Origin of the sequence: Piscinibacter gummiphilus (genome assembly GCF_002116905.1) — a bacterium.
GTDB classification, from domain to species: Bacteria; Pseudomonadota; Gammaproteobacteria; order Burkholderiales; family Burkholderiaceae_C; genus Rhizobacter; species Rhizobacter gummiphilus.
The window spans coordinates 5,595,655-5,610,878 of record NZ_CP015118.1; the positions used below are offsets into that span (position 1 = coordinate 5,595,655).

General features: G+C 70.0%; 16 protein-coding genes. 8 read left to right on the plus strand and 8 right to left on the minus strand.

From position 1 onward, the window contains the following. Positions 1-133: 133 nt before the first annotated feature. From A4W93_RS25585 to A4W93_RS25600, 4 genes are read left to right on the plus strand one after another with little or no spacing between them, the layout of a single operon-like run. Positions 134-1,066, plus strand: coding sequence for a SphA family protein (locus A4W93_RS25585; protein WP_085753305.1), 933 nt, complete (start codon positions 134-136; stop codon positions 1,064-1,066). Between the two features lie 15 nt (positions 1,067-1,081). Continuing rightward, the gene (locus tag A4W93_RS25590) at positions 1,082-3,649 is read left to right on the plus strand and encodes a hypothetical protein (protein ID WP_085753306.1); all 2,568 of its coding nucleotides are present in this window, start codon (positions 1,082-1,084) and stop codon (positions 3,647-3,649) included. Positions 3,650-3,655: 6 nt separating this feature from the next. Then, a complete protein-coding gene (locus A4W93_RS25595; protein WP_085753307.1) occupies positions 3,656-4,861 on the plus strand; it encodes a cation:proton antiporter in 1,206 nt (401 codons plus the stop codon). 27 nt (positions 4,862-4,888) lie between these two features. Then, positions 4,889-5,476, plus strand: coding sequence for a hypothetical protein (locus A4W93_RS25600; protein ID WP_085753308.1), 588 nt, complete (start codon positions 4,889-4,891; stop codon positions 5,474-5,476). A 34-nt stretch (positions 5,477-5,510) separates the two neighbouring features. Here A4W93_RS25600 and A4W93_RS25605 read toward each other — a convergent pair whose 3' ends face one another. Beyond that, positions 5,511-6,671 (minus strand): BamA/TamA family outer membrane protein, encoded by a 1,161-nt coding sequence (locus A4W93_RS25605; protein WP_085753309.1) that lies wholly within the window; start codon positions 6,669-6,671, stop codon positions 5,511-5,513. Between the two features lie 67 nt (positions 6,672-6,738). Next, positions 6,739-7,377, minus strand: a complete 639-nt coding sequence (locus tag A4W93_RS25610) for a LysE family translocator (protein WP_085753310.1) — start codon at positions 7,375-7,377, stop codon at positions 6,739-6,741. 130 nt (positions 7,378-7,507) lie between these two features. On the opposite strand from A4W93_RS25610, the gene A4W93_RS25615 reads away from it, so the two are divergent. Continuing rightward, positions 7,508-7,762, plus strand: a complete 255-nt coding sequence (locus A4W93_RS25615; protein WP_085753311.1) for an acyl-CoA-binding protein — start codon at positions 7,508-7,510, stop codon at positions 7,760-7,762. 15 nt (positions 7,763-7,777) lie between these two features. On the opposite strand, the gene A4W93_RS25620 is transcribed toward A4W93_RS25615, so the two are convergent. Genes A4W93_RS25620 through A4W93_RS25635 form a run of 4 tightly spaced genes read right to left on the minus strand, consistent with a single transcriptional unit; the run spans position 7,778 to position 11,859 of the window. Continuing rightward, positions 7,778-8,647, minus strand: coding sequence for an ABC transporter permease (locus A4W93_RS25620; RefSeq protein WP_237357623.1), 870 nt, complete (start codon positions 8,645-8,647; stop codon positions 7,778-7,780). Continuing rightward, the gene (locus tag A4W93_RS25625; protein ID WP_085753312.1) at positions 8,644-9,516 is read right to left on the minus strand and encodes an ABC transporter permease; all 873 of its coding nucleotides are present in this window, start codon (positions 9,514-9,516) and stop codon (positions 8,644-8,646) included. The genes A4W93_RS25620 and A4W93_RS25625 overlap by 4 nt, the downstream gene beginning before the upstream one ends. Before the next feature lie 55 nt (positions 9,517-9,571). Beyond that, the gene (locus tag A4W93_RS25630; RefSeq protein WP_085753313.1) at positions 9,572-10,837 is read right to left on the minus strand and encodes an ABC transporter substrate-binding protein; all 1,266 of its coding nucleotides are present in this window, start codon (positions 10,835-10,837) and stop codon (positions 9,572-9,574) included. Between the two features lie 26 nt (positions 10,838-10,863). After that, positions 10,864-11,859: an ABC transporter ATP-binding protein gene (locus A4W93_RS25635; protein WP_085753314.1), complete on the minus strand. Its 996-nt coding sequence runs from the start codon at positions 11,857-11,859 to the stop codon at positions 10,864-10,866. A gap of 133 nt (positions 11,860-11,992) precedes the next feature. On the opposite strand from A4W93_RS25635, the gene A4W93_RS25640 reads away from it, so the two are divergent. The 3 genes from A4W93_RS25640 to A4W93_RS25650 all read left to right on the plus strand — a co-directional run bounded on the left by A4W93_RS25640 (position 11,993) and on the right by A4W93_RS25650 (position 14,050). After that, positions 11,993-12,733, plus strand: coding sequence for an aspartate/glutamate racemase family protein (locus A4W93_RS25640; RefSeq protein ID WP_085753315.1), 741 nt, complete (start codon positions 11,993-11,995; stop codon positions 12,731-12,733). A gap of 68 nt (positions 12,734-12,801) precedes the next feature. Next, the gene (locus A4W93_RS25645) at positions 12,802-13,629 is read left to right on the plus strand and encodes a PEPxxWA-CTERM sorting domain-containing protein (RefSeq protein WP_085753316.1); all 828 of its coding nucleotides are present in this window, start codon (positions 12,802-12,804) and stop codon (positions 13,627-13,629) included. An 88-nt stretch (positions 13,630-13,717) separates the two neighbouring features. Then, complete coding sequence (locus A4W93_RS25650; RefSeq protein WP_085753317.1) at positions 13,718-14,050, plus strand: hypothetical protein; 333 nt, start codon at positions 13,718-13,720, stop codon at positions 14,048-14,050. Here A4W93_RS25650 and A4W93_RS25655 read toward each other — a convergent pair. Together A4W93_RS25655 and A4W93_RS25660 are read right to left on the minus strand one after the other, a co-directional pair. After that, on the minus strand, positions 14,040-14,828 hold the full coding sequence (locus A4W93_RS25655) for a toxin (RefSeq protein ID WP_218919169.1): 789 nt from the start codon (positions 14,826-14,828) through the stop codon (positions 14,040-14,042). The two genes, A4W93_RS25650 and A4W93_RS25655, sit on opposite strands and share 11 nt — an antisense overlap. After that, positions 14,825-15,217 carry a hypothetical protein gene (locus A4W93_RS25660; protein ID WP_237357624.1) on the minus strand — a complete coding sequence of 131 codons (393 nt, stop codon included), beginning with the start codon at positions 15,215-15,217 and terminating at the stop codon, positions 14,825-14,827. The genes A4W93_RS25655 and A4W93_RS25660 overlap by 4 nt, the downstream gene beginning before the upstream one ends. Positions 15,218-15,224: the final 7 nt, after the last annotated feature.

Sequence of the window (15,224 nt, forward strand, 5' to 3'; positions counted from 1 at the left end):
CGATCTGCACCAAAGTGCCATAGACACCCCCCGGGCAACTGCGGGATAACTCGCTGGCGCCGGCGAGCCTCGTCGGCCGGCGCGCCGAACCAGGGAGAAGACGATGCCAGCGTGGAACCGGACCTGCCGTGTCATGACAACCCTCGTGGCCACCCTGGCGTGCGGCACCGCGGCCCAGGCCACCGAGGGTGCCCTCGGCCGCCCGGTGACCGGCACCAGCGTGACCCCGAACGCCGGCATCGTGCCGCCCTCGCCGATCTTCGCGGTGAACCTCGGGCAGATCTACCTCGACGGCGACCTCAAGGGATCGCGCCCGGCGCCCATCGCGGGCAGCGTGTCGGCCGGCATCGACGCGAAGGTGTCGTTCACGCTCGCGACCTTCATGAAGGTGTGGGACACCCACACCGGTCCGTGGAACTTCGCGTCGTCGATCACGCTGCCGTTCCTCTACACGAAGGTGAAGGCCTCGTTCGCGGCCGGCCCGCTGGCGGGCAGCCAGGAGGACTCGGCCTCGGGCCTGTTCGACCTGTACTTCACGCCGCTGATCGCGGGCTTCCACATCTCGAAGACCGAACACCTCGCGCTCAGCGTCAACATCTGGGCGCCCACGGGCAAGTACGACCCGTCGCAGCTCGCCAACACCAGCCTGAACAACTGGACCTACATCCCGCAGGTGGCCTACACCGCCATCCTGCCGCAGCATTCGCTGCAGTTCGACGTGACGGCGGGCATGCAGTTCTACACGCGGAACGAGGACACGGACTACAAGAACGCGCCGCTCTTCACGCTCGACGCGATGGTGCTGCGGCGCTTCCGCGACGGCCTGTCCGCCGGCCTGGTCGTCGGCACCACGCAGCAGATCGGCCACGACAGCGGCCCCACGGCCGACCGCCTCGGCGGCTTCCGCGGCTGGGACGTGGCGCTCGGCCCGATCGTCACGTACGACGCGAAGGTGAGCGGCGGCACGCCGCTGTCGCTGTCGCTGCGCTGGGTCCCCACGATCAGCAGCCGCAACCGGATCGACAGCACCGCCACCGTGATGGGCACCGCCACGCTGGTGTTCTGACCCGAGGGCCCTGCGATGAACGACGTGCTCCTCGACCGCCGCGGTCTCCTCGCGCTCGGCGCTGCCTCGCTGGCCGCGCCGGCCTTCGCCGCGCCCGCACCGCCCGCCCCGGGTCCGGCCGACACTCCCTGGCCCTTTGCAGTGAAGGTCAGCGGGACGCTGAGCCTGCTCGTGTACCCGCCGCAGCTCGACCACTGGGACGGCGGCGTGCTGAAGGCGCTCGCCGCGGTCGTGGCGCGCGAAGGCTCGGGCGACAAGACGCGCAACACCTACGGCACCGTGTCGATCGAGGCGAACACGCTCGTCGACAAGGGGGCGCGGCGCGTGACGCTCGACCACATCCGCATCGCCCACGCCGAGTTCCCGACGGCCGGCAACGAGGCGCAGGCCTGGGTGGACGCGCTGCAGAAGGACGCGGCCACGCGCACGCGCACCATCCCGCTCGACCTGCTCGAAAGCCAGCTGCACAACGCCGCGGCCGGCCGCTCCGCGGAAGCGCTGCCGCTGCGCAACGATCCGCCCGCCGTGGTGTTCTCGCGCCGGCCGGCGATCCTCGTGACGATCGACGGCAACCCGCACTACGGCACGCTGCAGGGCAATCCGCTGCAGCGCGTGATCAACACCCGCGTGCTGCTCGTGCGCGACGCCGATGGCCGGCACTACCTGCACGTGTTCGACGGATGGCTCACCGCCACGTCCCTTTCGTCCGAATGGACGGTGCTGCCGCGCGAAAGCGCCGACCTCGCGGCGCTGCGCGAGGTGGCCGAAAAGAACCGCGCCGCCGACCTGCTCAGCGGCACCACGGTGTCCACCGCCCAGGGCGCCAAGTCCGCGGAGAAACCGCCGTCGCTGAAGACAGGGACCGTGCCCGCCATCGTCATCGCGATGCGGCCCACCGAACTGGTCGTGAGCGACGGCGACTGGAGCTGGACGCCCGTCCCGGGCACGCGGCTGCTGTACGTGTCGAACACCACGGGCAACATCTTCCGCGACAACGGCGACCAGCAGGTGTACCTGCTGCTGTCGGGCCGGTGGTTCCGCGGCCCGGGCGAGAACGGCCCGTGGACCTACGTGGCCGCGAACGCGCTGCCGGAGGACTTCGCCAAGATCCCCGACGACAGCCCGAAGGAAAACGCGAAGGCGTCGGTGGCCGGCACGCCGCAGGCGCACGAGGCCGCCATCGCGGCCACGGTGCCGCAGACGGCCGCGGTGCGCATCTCGCAGACGAAGATGCAGCCGCTGCGATTCGACGGCGCGGTGCAGTGGAGCGGCATCCCCGGCACGGCGCTGCAGTACGCGCAGAACTCGGCCACGCCGGTGATCCGCATCGACGACCGCACGTTCTACGCACTCGAGAACGGCGTGTGGTTCGTCGCGACCTCCGAGCAGGGCCCCTGGGTGGTGGCCACCACCGTGCCGGCCGTGATCTACGGCATCCCGCCCGCGTCGCCGCTGCACTACGTGACCTACGTGCGCATCTACGGCGTGCAGGGCGACGTGGTCTACGAAGGGTATGCGGCCGGCTACCAAGGCACGTACATCGACCCGGTGACCGGGGTCGTGGTCTACGGCACCGGCTACGTGTACGACCCGTGGCTCGGCACCATCTGGGTCGGCTACCCGCCCACCTACGGCTATGCCACCGCGGTGACGTACACGCCGTGGACGGGCTGGTTCTTCGGCTTCTGCTTCGGCTGGGCCTGGGGGGCCGCCACGTCGGCGTGGGGCTGGGGCTGGGGCCCGTATCCGTACTGGGGACCGTGGGGCTACGGCTGGGGCGGGTGGTGGGGTGGCGCCGCCTACGGCCCGCGCGGCGGCATGGCGGCGTGGGGCCCGGGTGGCTGGGCGGGCTACACCGGCCCGATCTACCAGCGCTGGGGCAACACCGCGGCCGTGTCGCGCTACACCGGCGGCTTCGATGCCTGGACCGGCAACCAGTGGGCCACGCGGTCCGGCATCGCCTACAACTCGCGCACCGGCATCACCGCGGCCGGGCAGCGCGGCGTGGTCAGCAACGTGTACACGGGCAACTTCGCGGCCGGCTCGCGCGGGGTCGTCACCGGCCCTGGTGGCGTGGTGGCCGGCGGCACCCGGGGTGTCGCAGGCAACACCTTCACCGGCAACACGGTGTCCGGCAACAAGGGCTTCGTCTACAACCCGAACACGGGGAACGTGACGAAGGTCGGCGGCATCCACGGCGACCAGGGCGGCGTGGGCCACATCGGCGACGACGTCTACGCGGGCCACGACGGCAACGTCTACCGCAACACGGGCGACGGCTGGCAGAAGCACACCGACGGCGGCTGGCAGCCCGTGAACCCGGGCGGCGGCGCGGCTCCGGCCAGCCGCCTCGGCGAAGGGGGCGCCGGGCAACGCAACCCGAACCTCGTGCAGCGGCCCGGCGCGGGTGGCGGCGGCGAACGTGCCCCCGACATCGGCCAGCAACTCGACCACGACCGCGCGGGCCGCATGGCCGGCATGGACCGCGCCAACCGCTTCGAGGGCGCTCGCGGCGGCATGCAGCGCTCGTTCGGCGGCGGGCGGCTCGGTGGCGGCGGGTTCCACGGCGGCTTCCGCCGCTGAGCCGCCATGGCCGAGACCGGAGGGGTCCCGTCCCTGCTGTGGGTGATGCTCGCCGCGGCGATGGCCCCCTGGCTGTCGGACCGGCTCGCCGCGCTGCGGCTGCCGGTCGTGGCGCTCGAACTGCTGCTCGGCGTGCTGATCGGCCCGGAAGGGCTCGGCCTCGCGGCATTCGATGGCGCCCTGCCGGTCCTCGCGCGGATCGGCGTCGCCCTGCTCTTTTTCCTCGCCGGCACCGAGATCGACTTCGGCACGCTGGGCGGCGCACCGTTGCGCCGGGGCGCGGCCGGCTGGCTGCTTTCGCTCGCGCTGGCCGGCGCGGTCGCCTTCGGTCTCGCCCACCTGGGCTTCCTGCACAACCCGGCCGTGGTGGCGCTCGCGTTGTCCACCACCGCGCTGGGCGTGATCGCGCCGATCCTGCGCGACGCGGGCCTCACCGGCACGCCGACGGGCATCGCCGCCACGGCCTGCGGCGTGATGGGCGAGGTGGGGCCGATCCTGCTGATGTCGGCGCTGTTCGCCGGGCCCGGCCACCAGCTGACCCAGGTGGGGCTCACCGCGCTCTTCGCGGCCATCGCGGTGGCGGTGTGCTGGGCCTCGCTGCGCATCCGTCCCCCGGGACTGCTGGGCATGCTCGCGCGGACGATGCACCGCAGCGGCCAATGGCCGGTGCGGGTCTGCATGCTGCTCGTCATCGCGCTCGTGGTGCTGGCCGAGAACTTCGGGCTCGACCTGGCCCTCGGCGCCTTCGCCGCCGGCCTGGCGGTCGGCCAGGCCAACCGCAACCCGCGCAGCGAGGTACTCGCCCACAAGCTCGATGCCGTGGGCTTCGGCGTGATGGTGCCGGTCTTTTTCGTCACGAGCGGCATGCAGCTCGAGGTGCGGGCCCTGTTCGCCCAGCCCGCCGCGCTCGGGGCCGTGGCGCTGCTGACGCTGCTCCTGCTCGTCGTGCGGGGCTTGCCGGCGCTGGTGTTCCTGAATCCCCTCACGGCGCGCGAGACCGCCGCCGTGGGCCTCTACGCCGCAACATCGCTGTCCCTGATCGTCGCGCTGACCTCGGCGGCCGTGGCGGTGGGACAGATGACCCGCTTCCACGCCACCGAACTCGTTGCGGCCGGCCTCGTGTCCGTGCTGCTGTTCCCCTGGCTCGCCGGCCTGCTGTTGCCGCCGAGCCGGCGTTCATCCTCCGCGCCGGCCCCGGCCGATGCCCTCTGATCTTCAACCCGCACCCAGGAGACCCCGATGAAGTCCCTTCCCAACGCCCTGCTCGTCGCCCTGTCGATCGCCGCGATGTCGAGTGTCTCGACGGTCCATGCCCAGGCGGCCACCCCCACCGTGGCCGACGCCGCCGCCGACGGCGTGCGCATCACCGTGGTGGGCGAGATCACCGCCGTCGACGCGGCGGCCCGCACCGTGTCCATCAAGGGCCCGAGCGGCAACATCGGCGACTACGCGGTCGACCCGGCCGTGCGCAACCTCGAGCAGGTCAAGGTCGGCGACCGCGTGCAGCTCGACTACCGGGCCGCCGTGGGCCTCGCGCTGGTCAAGGGCGGCGACGGCATCCGCGAGAAGGTCGAGGGCGATTCGACCGCCACCGCCAAGGACGGCGCGAAGCCGGGCGGTGCCGTGCTGAAGACCACCACCATCGTCGCCAACGTGCTGAGCGTCGACAAGAAGCGCAAGCTGGTGAAGCTGCAGGGTCCGGAAGGCCGCGTGGTCGACGTGCAGGTTCGCGACCCCAAGGTGCTGAAGGAGGTCAAGGCCAACGACCAGGTGGTGGCGAAGGTGACCGAGTCGGTGGCGATCAACGTCAAGCCGGCGGCGAAGTGACCGCCGTCCCGGCCTCAGGCCGGGACGTGATGCATCACCGCCAGGCGTTGCCCACCTGGATGTACCAGGCCTTGTCCTGCGTGCTCCAGGCCATGTCCATGCCCACGTAGATCCCGAGCTTGCTCGCGATCAGGTACCGGAAGCCCGCGCCCTTCGAGACCGTGCTCGCACCGTCGGAGAAGTCCTCGCGGGTCCCCCAGGCCTTGCCGCCGCCGAGGAACCCGACGAGGGCCCAGCGGTGGTCGAGGTTCCAGCGCAGTTCGGTCTCGAGCACGGCGGTGCGGGTGTCCTGCAGCCGCATCGCGGGCACGCCGCGCAGGTCGACGAAGGGCAGCATGTAGAACGGCACGTCGCCCTCGGCGGCGCGACCGTCGGCGCGCAGGCCCAGCACGAGCACGGGCGACACCTTCCAGTAGCTGAAGACGTGGGCCCGGTACGACTGGAAGCGGGTGTCGCTGCCGATGTCGGGGTCGTAGAACGTGAGGTCGAGACTGCCGGTCCAGCCGGTGTTGGGTGTGAAGAGGTTGTCGCGCGAGTCGTACTCGAGCGACACGCCCAGGCCCGAGGCCTTGTTCGTGCGGGTGGTGTCGACGAACTGGCCGGCCTGCCCGGGCAGGTCGAACTTGTTCTCCAGGCTGAAGTAGTTCCAACGCAGCACGGCCCAGGCGTTGCTCTCGCCGAGGCGCACCATGCCGTGTTGCACCGACATCCATCCGTCGAGGTTGTAGGCGAGCGGGCCGATCAGCCCCCCGGCGCCGTAGAAGTCGAGGTTGACGTTGGTGCGGGCCACGCCGCCGCGCCAGCGGTAGCGGTCCTCCCGGAACGTGAACATGCCGCCGCCCCCCGCGCCCCATGTGCCGTTTTCGGTGCCGAACGCCGCCAGGGCGACGATGTCCGGCGGGGTGTAGTGGCCCGTCTCCTTGGCCTTCTCCGCCGAGTTCTTGATGGAATCGAGGAAGAAGACCGGGGCGATGCCGCCACCGTACCCGACGGCCGGCTCGGTGATGATGATGGGCACCGGCAGGAAGCCCTTCTGCTCGAGCAGCCAGTCGGACAGGTCGAGCTCACCCGTGGCCGGGTCCTTGAACCTGTCGGGCAGCCAGCCCTCGGCGAAAGCCGACGGCAACCCGAGCGCCATCAGCAACCCGGCCTTGCACCCCTGCGCCGCCAGGCGCCTCGCCACGGTGTGTCTCATCGTGGCGATTCTTCGAGCGGGTGGCGCGAAAGTAAATTGCACCTTGGTGCAAAGCGGCCGGAGAGGCTCAGACCGCGCGGCGCTGCTCCACCAGCAGGCGCACGGCGAGCGCGCCCAGCACGAGGCCCATGACGTAGCGCTGCACCGCGAGCCACGCGGGATTGCGCGCGAACCACCGCGCGATGCGCGCCGCGCCGAGGGTCACCGCGAGGTTGACGGAAGCCCCGATCAGGATCTGCGTCGAGCCGAGGGCCAGGCTCTGCCCGAGCACCGAGCCGTGCTCCGGCGAGATGAACTGCGGCAGCACCGACAGGTAGAAGATCGCGACCTTGGGGTTCAGGATGCTGGTCAGCAGCCCCATCGTGAACAGCCGCCGCGGCGATTCGTCGGGCAGTTCGCGCGCCTCGAACGGCGACGACGCGCCGGGCTTCACGGCCTGCCACGCCATCCACAGCAGATAGCACACGCCCGCGAACTTCAGCACCTCGTAGCCGAGCGGCACGGCCATGAACAGCGCCGTGAGGCCCAGCGCGGCCGAGCACATGTGCACGGTGAAGCCGAGCACCACGCCCACCCAGGACATCAGGCCCGCGCGCCAGCCCTGGCACAGCGAACGGGAGATCAGGTACAGCATGTTGGGGCCGGGCGTGAGCGCCATCAGCAGCGCGGCGCCGGCGAACACCGCGAGGGTGGTCAGCGAGATCAAGGGGAACTCCTCGGGGTCGAACGGTGGAACTTTACGGCAGATGGCTTGTCCGACGCCCACACCTGGAATCGAACGACCGTTCGATTTGGTTCACAATCGCGGAATTTCCACGCCCTCCCAGGAGCCTCCCATGTCCGACCTCGCCACCCAGTTCGAAGCCGCCCGCGCCGATTCCAAGAACCTGCCGGAGAAGCCCGACAACATGACGCTGCTCAAGCTGTACGCCTTCTACAAGCAGGGCAGCGAAGGTGATGTCAACACCGAACGTCCCGGCATGACCCAGTTCGTCGACCGCGCGAAGTGGGACGCCTGGAACGAACTGAAGGGCTCGTCGAAGGAGTCGGCGCAGCAGGGCTACATCGACCTGATCGAATCGCTGAAGTGATCCGGTGCCGGGCCGCTACCGCTTGCGGCCCAGCCAGGTGACCAGCGCCCACGTGGCCCCCATCACCACGAACGACACGAGCGTCGTCACCGTGCCCAGCGCGTAGATGGCCGGCGTGGTCACCGTGCTGGTCAGTCCCTGCAGTTCGAGGGGCAGCGTGTTGACGTCGCCGATGGCCTGCGACGTGCGCGCGATCTCGTCCCAGCTCAGCGTGAAGCCGAACATGCCGACGCCCACGAGGCTCGGCGCGACGAGCGGCAGCACCACGTGGCGGAAGCCCTGCCATGGCGTGGCGCCCAGGTCGCGCGCGGCCTCCTCGTAGGCCGGGTTGAATCGGTTGAACACCGCCAGCATGATGAGCAGACCGAACGGCAGCGTCCACGTCAGGTGGGCGCCCAGGGCCGAGGTGTAGAGGCCCATCGCGGTGCCGTAGCCTTCGAGCAGCCCGTCGAGTCCCCACTGTGTGAGCAGCGCCTGCAGGCCGGTGTCGACGAGCCGGAACTGCAGCCCGATGCCGAGCGACACCACGATCGACGGCATGATCAGGCTCGCCACCGACGTGTAGAACAGCGCCCCCGCCCCGTTCAACCGGCGGCGGAAGGCGAGCCCCGCGCCGAGCGACAGCAGCACCGTCAGCACCATCACCACGGCGCCCAGCGCCACCGAGCGGCGGAACGCGGCAGCGATGTCCACCACGCCCATGCCTTCCCAGAGCTTGCCGAACCAGTGGAACGAGAAGCCGCGCATCGGGAAGGTGAGGCCGCCCTCGGGGCCCTGCAGGCTCAGCACGAAGATCACGAACATCGGTCCGTAGAGGAACAGCACGAACAGCGCGAAGACGGCCGCGAGGCCGTAGAAGGCGGGGGGGCGGCGGGAGGCGCTCACAGCTCCCTCCGCAGGTCGACCACACGCGTCAGGGCCCACACCATCATCAGCGTGGTGGCGAGCAGGATCACCGCATTGGCCGCGGCCATCGGGAACTGCAGGTACGAGGTCTGCACCTGGATCACCTTGCCGACCGAGGCGATCTGCTGGCCGCCCATCACGCCGATGGTGACGAAGTCGCCCATCACGATGGTCACCACGAAGATCGAGCCGATGACGATGCCGGTGCGGCACAGCGGGACCACCACGTTCCACACCGTCTGCCAGCCCGTGGCACCCGAATCGCGCGAGGCCTCGATCAGCGCGGGGTCGATGCGCTTCATCGAGTTGAAGATCGGCACGATCATGAACATCGTGTAGAGGTGCACGAAGGCCAGCACCACCGAGAAGTCGCTGAACAGCAGCCACTCCACCGGTGAGTCGACCACGCCCAGCCCCAGCAGCCCCTGGTTCACGAGCCCGTTGCGCCCGAGCAGCGGCACCCACGAGATCATGCGGATCACGTTCGACGTCCAGAACGGCACCGTGCACAGCACGAACAGCAGCGTCTGCATGGACGTGGACTGCACGTGGAACGCGAGGAAGTACGCCACGAGGAAGCCGAGCAGCAGCGTGATGGCCCACACCAGCACGCAGAACTTCAGCGTCGACAGGTAGGTCTTCAACGTGACGCACAGCTCCTCGGTGTTCGCGCAGCCGTTGAACACGTCGACGTAGTTCTTCACCGTGAACGCGGGGATCAGCTCGTAGTCGGTCGCCTGCCAGAAGCTCACCGTGGCGACGAGCAGCAGGGGGAGCACGAGGAAGAGCGCGAAGACCAGGGCGAACGGAGTCGCCTGCAGCCACGGCGGAAGGTGCAGTGATTTCAAGGGGGCTCACCGAGGAGGCAGTGGGTCCCGGCGTTCGCCGGGATGACGCGCTTCGTCAGGCGGCGACGAATTCATTCCACTTTTGAACCATGTAGGCGTTTTCATCCATGATGGCGTTCCAGCACGCGATGCCGCCCATGCGTTCCTCGTAGCTGCCGCCGTCGCGCACGCCGCCGGCCTTCTGCAGCAGGTCGCCGTTCGGGCTCTTGATGTCCTTCGCGGCGGCCTTGCCTTCCATCCAGTAGGCCCACTCGTACGGCTCCATCTTGGCCTTGGCCGTCTCGAGCACCGCGCTGTAGTAGCCCTGGCGGTTGAGGTACGCGCCGGCCCAGCCGTCGAGGAACCAGTTGATGAACTCGTAGACGGCATCGGCCTTGCGGCCCGTCACCGACTTCGGCACGCCGAAGCCCGCGGCCCACGCGCGGTAGCCTTCCTTGAGCGGCTGGAACGTGCACGCGATGCCCTTCGTGCGCACGGCCGTCACGGCCGGCGACCACATCGACTGGATCACCACCTCGCCCGAGGCCATCAGGTTCACGCTTTCGTTGAAGTCCTTCCACAGCGCGCGGAACTGGCCGTTCTTCTTCGCCTCGATCAGCACCTTGATCGTGAGGTCGATCTCCTTCTTCGTCATGTTCCCCTTGTCGGGGTACTTGTAGAGGCCCGCGGCCTCCACCACCATGGCCGCGTCCATGATGCCGATGCTCGGGATGTTCAGGATGGCCGACTTGCCCTTGAACTCCGGGTTCAGCAACTCCGCCCACGACGAGATGGGCCGCTTGATCAGGTCGGGCCGGATGCCCAGCGTGTCGGCGTTGTAGACGGTGGGGATCAGCGTCATGAACTGCGTGGGGGCGGCCGAGAACGTCTTCGACGTGGGCGACTCGAGGTACATCACCTTCTTCGGGGCCGTGCCCTGGTCGCCGACCTTCTTGCCCCCGATCTCGCCCTTCGTGAACAGCGGCGTGATCTTGTCGGCGTTCTTGATGCGCTTCGTGTCGATGCCCAGCAGGTTGCCGGTGGGCAGGATCTTCTTCAGAGAGAAGTACTCGGTGTCGATCAGGTCGAACGAGTTGGGTGCCGTCACGGCGCGCTTCGTGACGTCGTCGGTGGTGACCGGGATGTACTGGATCTTGATGCCGGTGTCGGCCTCGAACTTCTCGGCGATGGCCTTGTCCTGGTTCACCGCGGTGCCCAGGTAGCGCAGCGTGATCTTCTCCTGTGCATGCACGAACGGGAAGGCGATGGCGCCGCCGGCGGCGGCCGCGCCCTTGATCAGGCTGCGGCGGGTCGTGTCGAGCTTGTTGGACGAGTCGGACATGGGTTCTCCAGGGGGCAAAAGAGGGGTCAGGCCACGAGCGCGTGGGCATCGCGCGCGGGCCACGACGCGTAGACGGTTTCACCAGGGGCCAGCGGGCCGGCGTCGAACACGGCATCGGGCACCGAGGCGGTCCAGAAGGTCTCGGCGCCACCGGCCACCGGGCTCACCTTCACGAGCACGCAGGTGCCCTGGTACTCGACAGCACGCACGGCCACCTCGCGCGCATCGGGCACCGGCGTGCGGTGCAGCGCGAGCCGGTCGGCGCGCACCGCGATCGGGCCGGCGGGGGAATCGATGACGTTGTGCGCGCCCATGAAGCGGGCGACGAATTCGGAGCGCGGCGCGTTGAACACCTCGCGCGGCGACCCGGCCTGCTCGATGCGCGCGTTGTTCATCACGACGACCTGGTCCGCGAGGGCCATGGCCTCTTCCTGCGAGTGGGTGACGTGCACGAACGTGAAGCCGAGCTCCTGCTGCCAGCGCTTGAGTTCGGCGCGCATCTGCACGCGCAGGAACGGGTCGAGGGCGGACAGCGGCTCGTCGAGCAGCAGCACGCGGGGTTCGGTCATCAGCGCGCGGGCGAGCGCCACGCGCTGCTGCTGGCCACCCGACAGCTGCGACGGCAGCCGCTGCGCGAGCGCGCCCATCGAGACGAGGTCGAGCAGCTCGCGCGCGCGTTTGTGGCGCTCGGCCTCGGACCGGCCGCGCATCTTCCAGCTGAACGCGACGTTGTCGAGCACCGAGAGGTGCGGGAACAGCGCATAGCTCTGGAACATCATCGCGGTGCCCCGGTCGGCCGGTGCGCTGCGGGTGATGTACTTGCCGCCGAGGAGGATCTCGCCGCTGCTGACCGTCTCGTGGCCCGCGATCATCCGCAGCGTGGACGTCTTGCCGCAGCCCGACGGCCCGAGCAGGCAGCAGTAGCTGGCGGACGGGATCTTGAGGTCGATGCCGGCCACGGCGACGGTGTCGCCATACCGCTTCACCAACGCCGTGAGCACGAGGGAGGAGTCCTGGACCATGCGCGGGACTGTATGCAAAGGGTATGCCACGAACCGCCCCCTTTCGACGCACCGAACTGGTTCATCCCGGGCCGACGCCCGGGCGCGCGACTTGCAGCGACGGCGCCATCCTTGATCTTTTTGTATACACGCCATGCGCATCGACGTGATCAACCCCAACACCACGGCCTCGATGACCGCGGCCATCGGCCATGCGGCCCAGGCCGTGGCGGCGCCCGGCACCCGCATCGTCGCGACGCAGCCGAGCTTCGGCGCGCCGTCGATCGAGGGCCACCACGACGAGGTCTGGGGCGCCGCGGGAGTCACCGAACAGGTGCGCCTCGGACAGGCCGCGGGCGCGGACGCGTTCGTCATCGCGTGCTTCGGGGACCCGGGCCTCGCCGCCGCGCGCGAACTGGCGTCCGGCCCCGTGATCGGCATCGCCGAGGCCGCCTTCCATTGCGCCTCGATGCTCGCCACCGGCTTCTCGGTGGTGACCACCCTCACGCGCACCTGCGTGATCGCCGAACACCTCGTCGTGCAATACGGCTTCGAGCGCACCTGCCGCGGCATCCACGGCACCGACATCGCCGTGCTGGAACTTGAGGACCCGGCCAGCGACGCCTACGGACGCATCCTCGCGAGCGCCCGCGACGCGCTCGCCCGTGACCGCTCCGGGGCCATCGTGCTCGGCTGCGCGGGCATGGCCGACCTGTGCCGGCGGTTGCAGCAGGCGCTGGGGGTGCCGGTGGTGGACGGCGTGGTGGCGGCGGTGAAGCTCGCCGAGTCGCTCGTGTCCCTGGGGCTCGGCACGAGCAAGGCCGGCGACTACGCCCGTCCGCTGCCGAAAACCTACGTGGGACTGGCCGCTCCGCACGGCCCTGTCGCGAACTGACACCAGGCAAGCGGATTGCCACCCGCTCCGCCTGCAGCGCCTCGCCGAGGCGCGCAGGAGGAACCGCCATGAACTGGTTACGCACGCTCACCCTGTCCACCCTGATGGCCGCCGCGGCGGCCCCTGCCCTCGCCTCGCGCGGCATCCCGCCGTGGTACCGGCACCCGCTGCTGCCCGAGACGTTCGCCTTCACGGGGGTGATCACGCCCACGGTGCTGCAGGACGGGGCGCAGGTGGCCGCGAACAACAACGTCCCGTCGGACTGGGCGGGCGGCACGATCCGCGGCACCATCACGCTCATTCCGGACCGGGCGGAAGGCGGGGATGCGGGCCCCGGCTCGATCTCCTGGTACGACGGCAACCCCGATTTCGGCCGCAGCGGCAACTGGTACACCGTGAGCATCACCAACCCCGACGGCAGCGTGTTCACGGTGCCGGGCGACGCGCCCGCCCCTTCACCCATGGGCGACACCAGCACCGGTGTCTTCCAGGCGGACGACGGCTGGTTCAGCCCGGCCGACCAGGCGCAGGAGACCTTCCACACGAGCCGCAGCTTCTCCGACGAAGCCCACCAGCAGGCCTTCCAGATCGACCTGGCCACGATCATCGGCCTGCCGCCGGAAGGGCCCCACATGCTCTCGTACCCGCCGCGGGAAGAGTGCTGCGTGTTCGAGCTGCTGCAGACCATCCAGGTCGACGTCGGCGCGGCCACCTTCACGAACGCCGGGTTCGTGAGCCAGTTCATCGCAGGCGCCGACGGCGAGCGCTACGCCTACGGCTTCCAGCTCACGAAGTTCGTGCACCTGGCGCCGGTGCCCGAGCCGGAGACGTGGGCCATGATGATCGCCGGGCTCGGACTGGTCGGCTGGGCCGGCCTGCGGCGAGCCCGGGGCTGAGGCAGCCCCATACAGGGTGCTGCAACCGTTTCCATCATCCGGAAAGCCCCCCGATGCACGTTTTGCGCCGGTGGGGCATCATGGACCCATGGCAAACCTCCGAAAACTCCTGCTGCTCGCCCTGCCCTTCGTGGCCGGCGCCACGCTGGCCCAGGCAGCCACGGAACCCGGTCCGGTCGAACGCACCGGCGCGGCCATCGACCGCACGGCCACCCGCACCGGTCACGCCATCGAACGGGGTGTCGAGCACACCGGCCGCGCGCTGAACCGCACCGGCGAGGCCATCGGCCGCGGCGCGCACCGCACGGGCGCCGCCATCGAGCGGGGTGCCCGCAAGACGGGCGCCGCGATCGGGCGCGGGCTCGACCACACCGGCGCAGCGATCCATCGCGGCGCCGAGAAGGTCGGCCTCACCGACTAGGCGCCACCTTCGGCAGCCACAGGCCCGCAATCGTGTTGAGTTCCGCCAGCGCGGGCTCGGTGCGGTCACGGCAGTCGAACAGCACCGAGTCGCCCTGCTGCGCGCGCACCAGCGTGAACGCATCGGCCAGCGAGCGGCTGTTGTCGAACATCAGCGTCATGTCGGCCAGCGGCGCGGCCTTCGCGATGGCCTGCTGCGTGCGGGCGTAGCGCGACCGCAGCGCGGCCTCGGGCACACCGTGGCCACCCTGGGCGCGGCGCGTCTGCACGCGCAGCATCGACATCTGCACCGTGGCCAGGCCCACGAACAGCAGCACCACGAAGTAGCCCGCGGCCTGCAGCTGCAGCACGGTGTCCGCCTTGCTTTCGACCGTGCCGTCGGGGCGCGGCTTCCAGTGCGAGAACACCGTCTCGAACGCGAACGGCATCTGCTTGCTCATGATCAGGCCGGTGAAGGCCTGCACGCCTTCCTGCGAGAGCCGCTGCCAGCGCTCGTCGTCGTCGCGCAGCCGCTGGGCCCACGGGGCGATGCGGCCGGTCAGCGGGTCGGGTGGCGGCAGGATCGAGGCGGTCAGCCGGTCGGCGTTGACGAGCGGGATCTGCAACTGGTGCGCCAGCCGGTCGTGCCACAGCGTGGACTTGCCCGAGCCGTTGTGGCCGGCGAGGATGAACGCGGGCGGGCGCTGGACGTTGGAGGCCGAGCGCAGCGCCGTGTCGAGCAGGGTTTCGACCCGGGGGACGCCGCGGGTGCGAACGCGGGGCGCCGGGCGGTCCGTCAAGCCTTGCCGGGCCCGACGGGGCGGAAGCGGCCACCGACGAGGCGGCCGATCATCTTGCTGCCGTCGGCGCTTTCGCGCACGACCTTGGTGGGGTCTTGCGGGTAGACGGAGTAAGCACTGATGCCGGCACCCGAGCCGGCACCGAAGACCGACTGGCGGCTGATGCCGGGCTTGCTCAGGGCCTTGCCGGCCTTCAGCACCAGGGCACCGGCCCGTTCGCCGGGGCCGAGCCGGGCCGGGTCGCGCGCGGCAGCGCCCAGGCGAACGAGCACGAGGTCGTCGTTCAGCGTGGGGATGCGGGTGCCCTTGACCTCGATGGCGTCCGCCTGCGGTTCTTCCACGGCGTGGGCAGGCGCGCGGGCAAGGGAACGGGCGGCGGAACGGGACATGGCGACA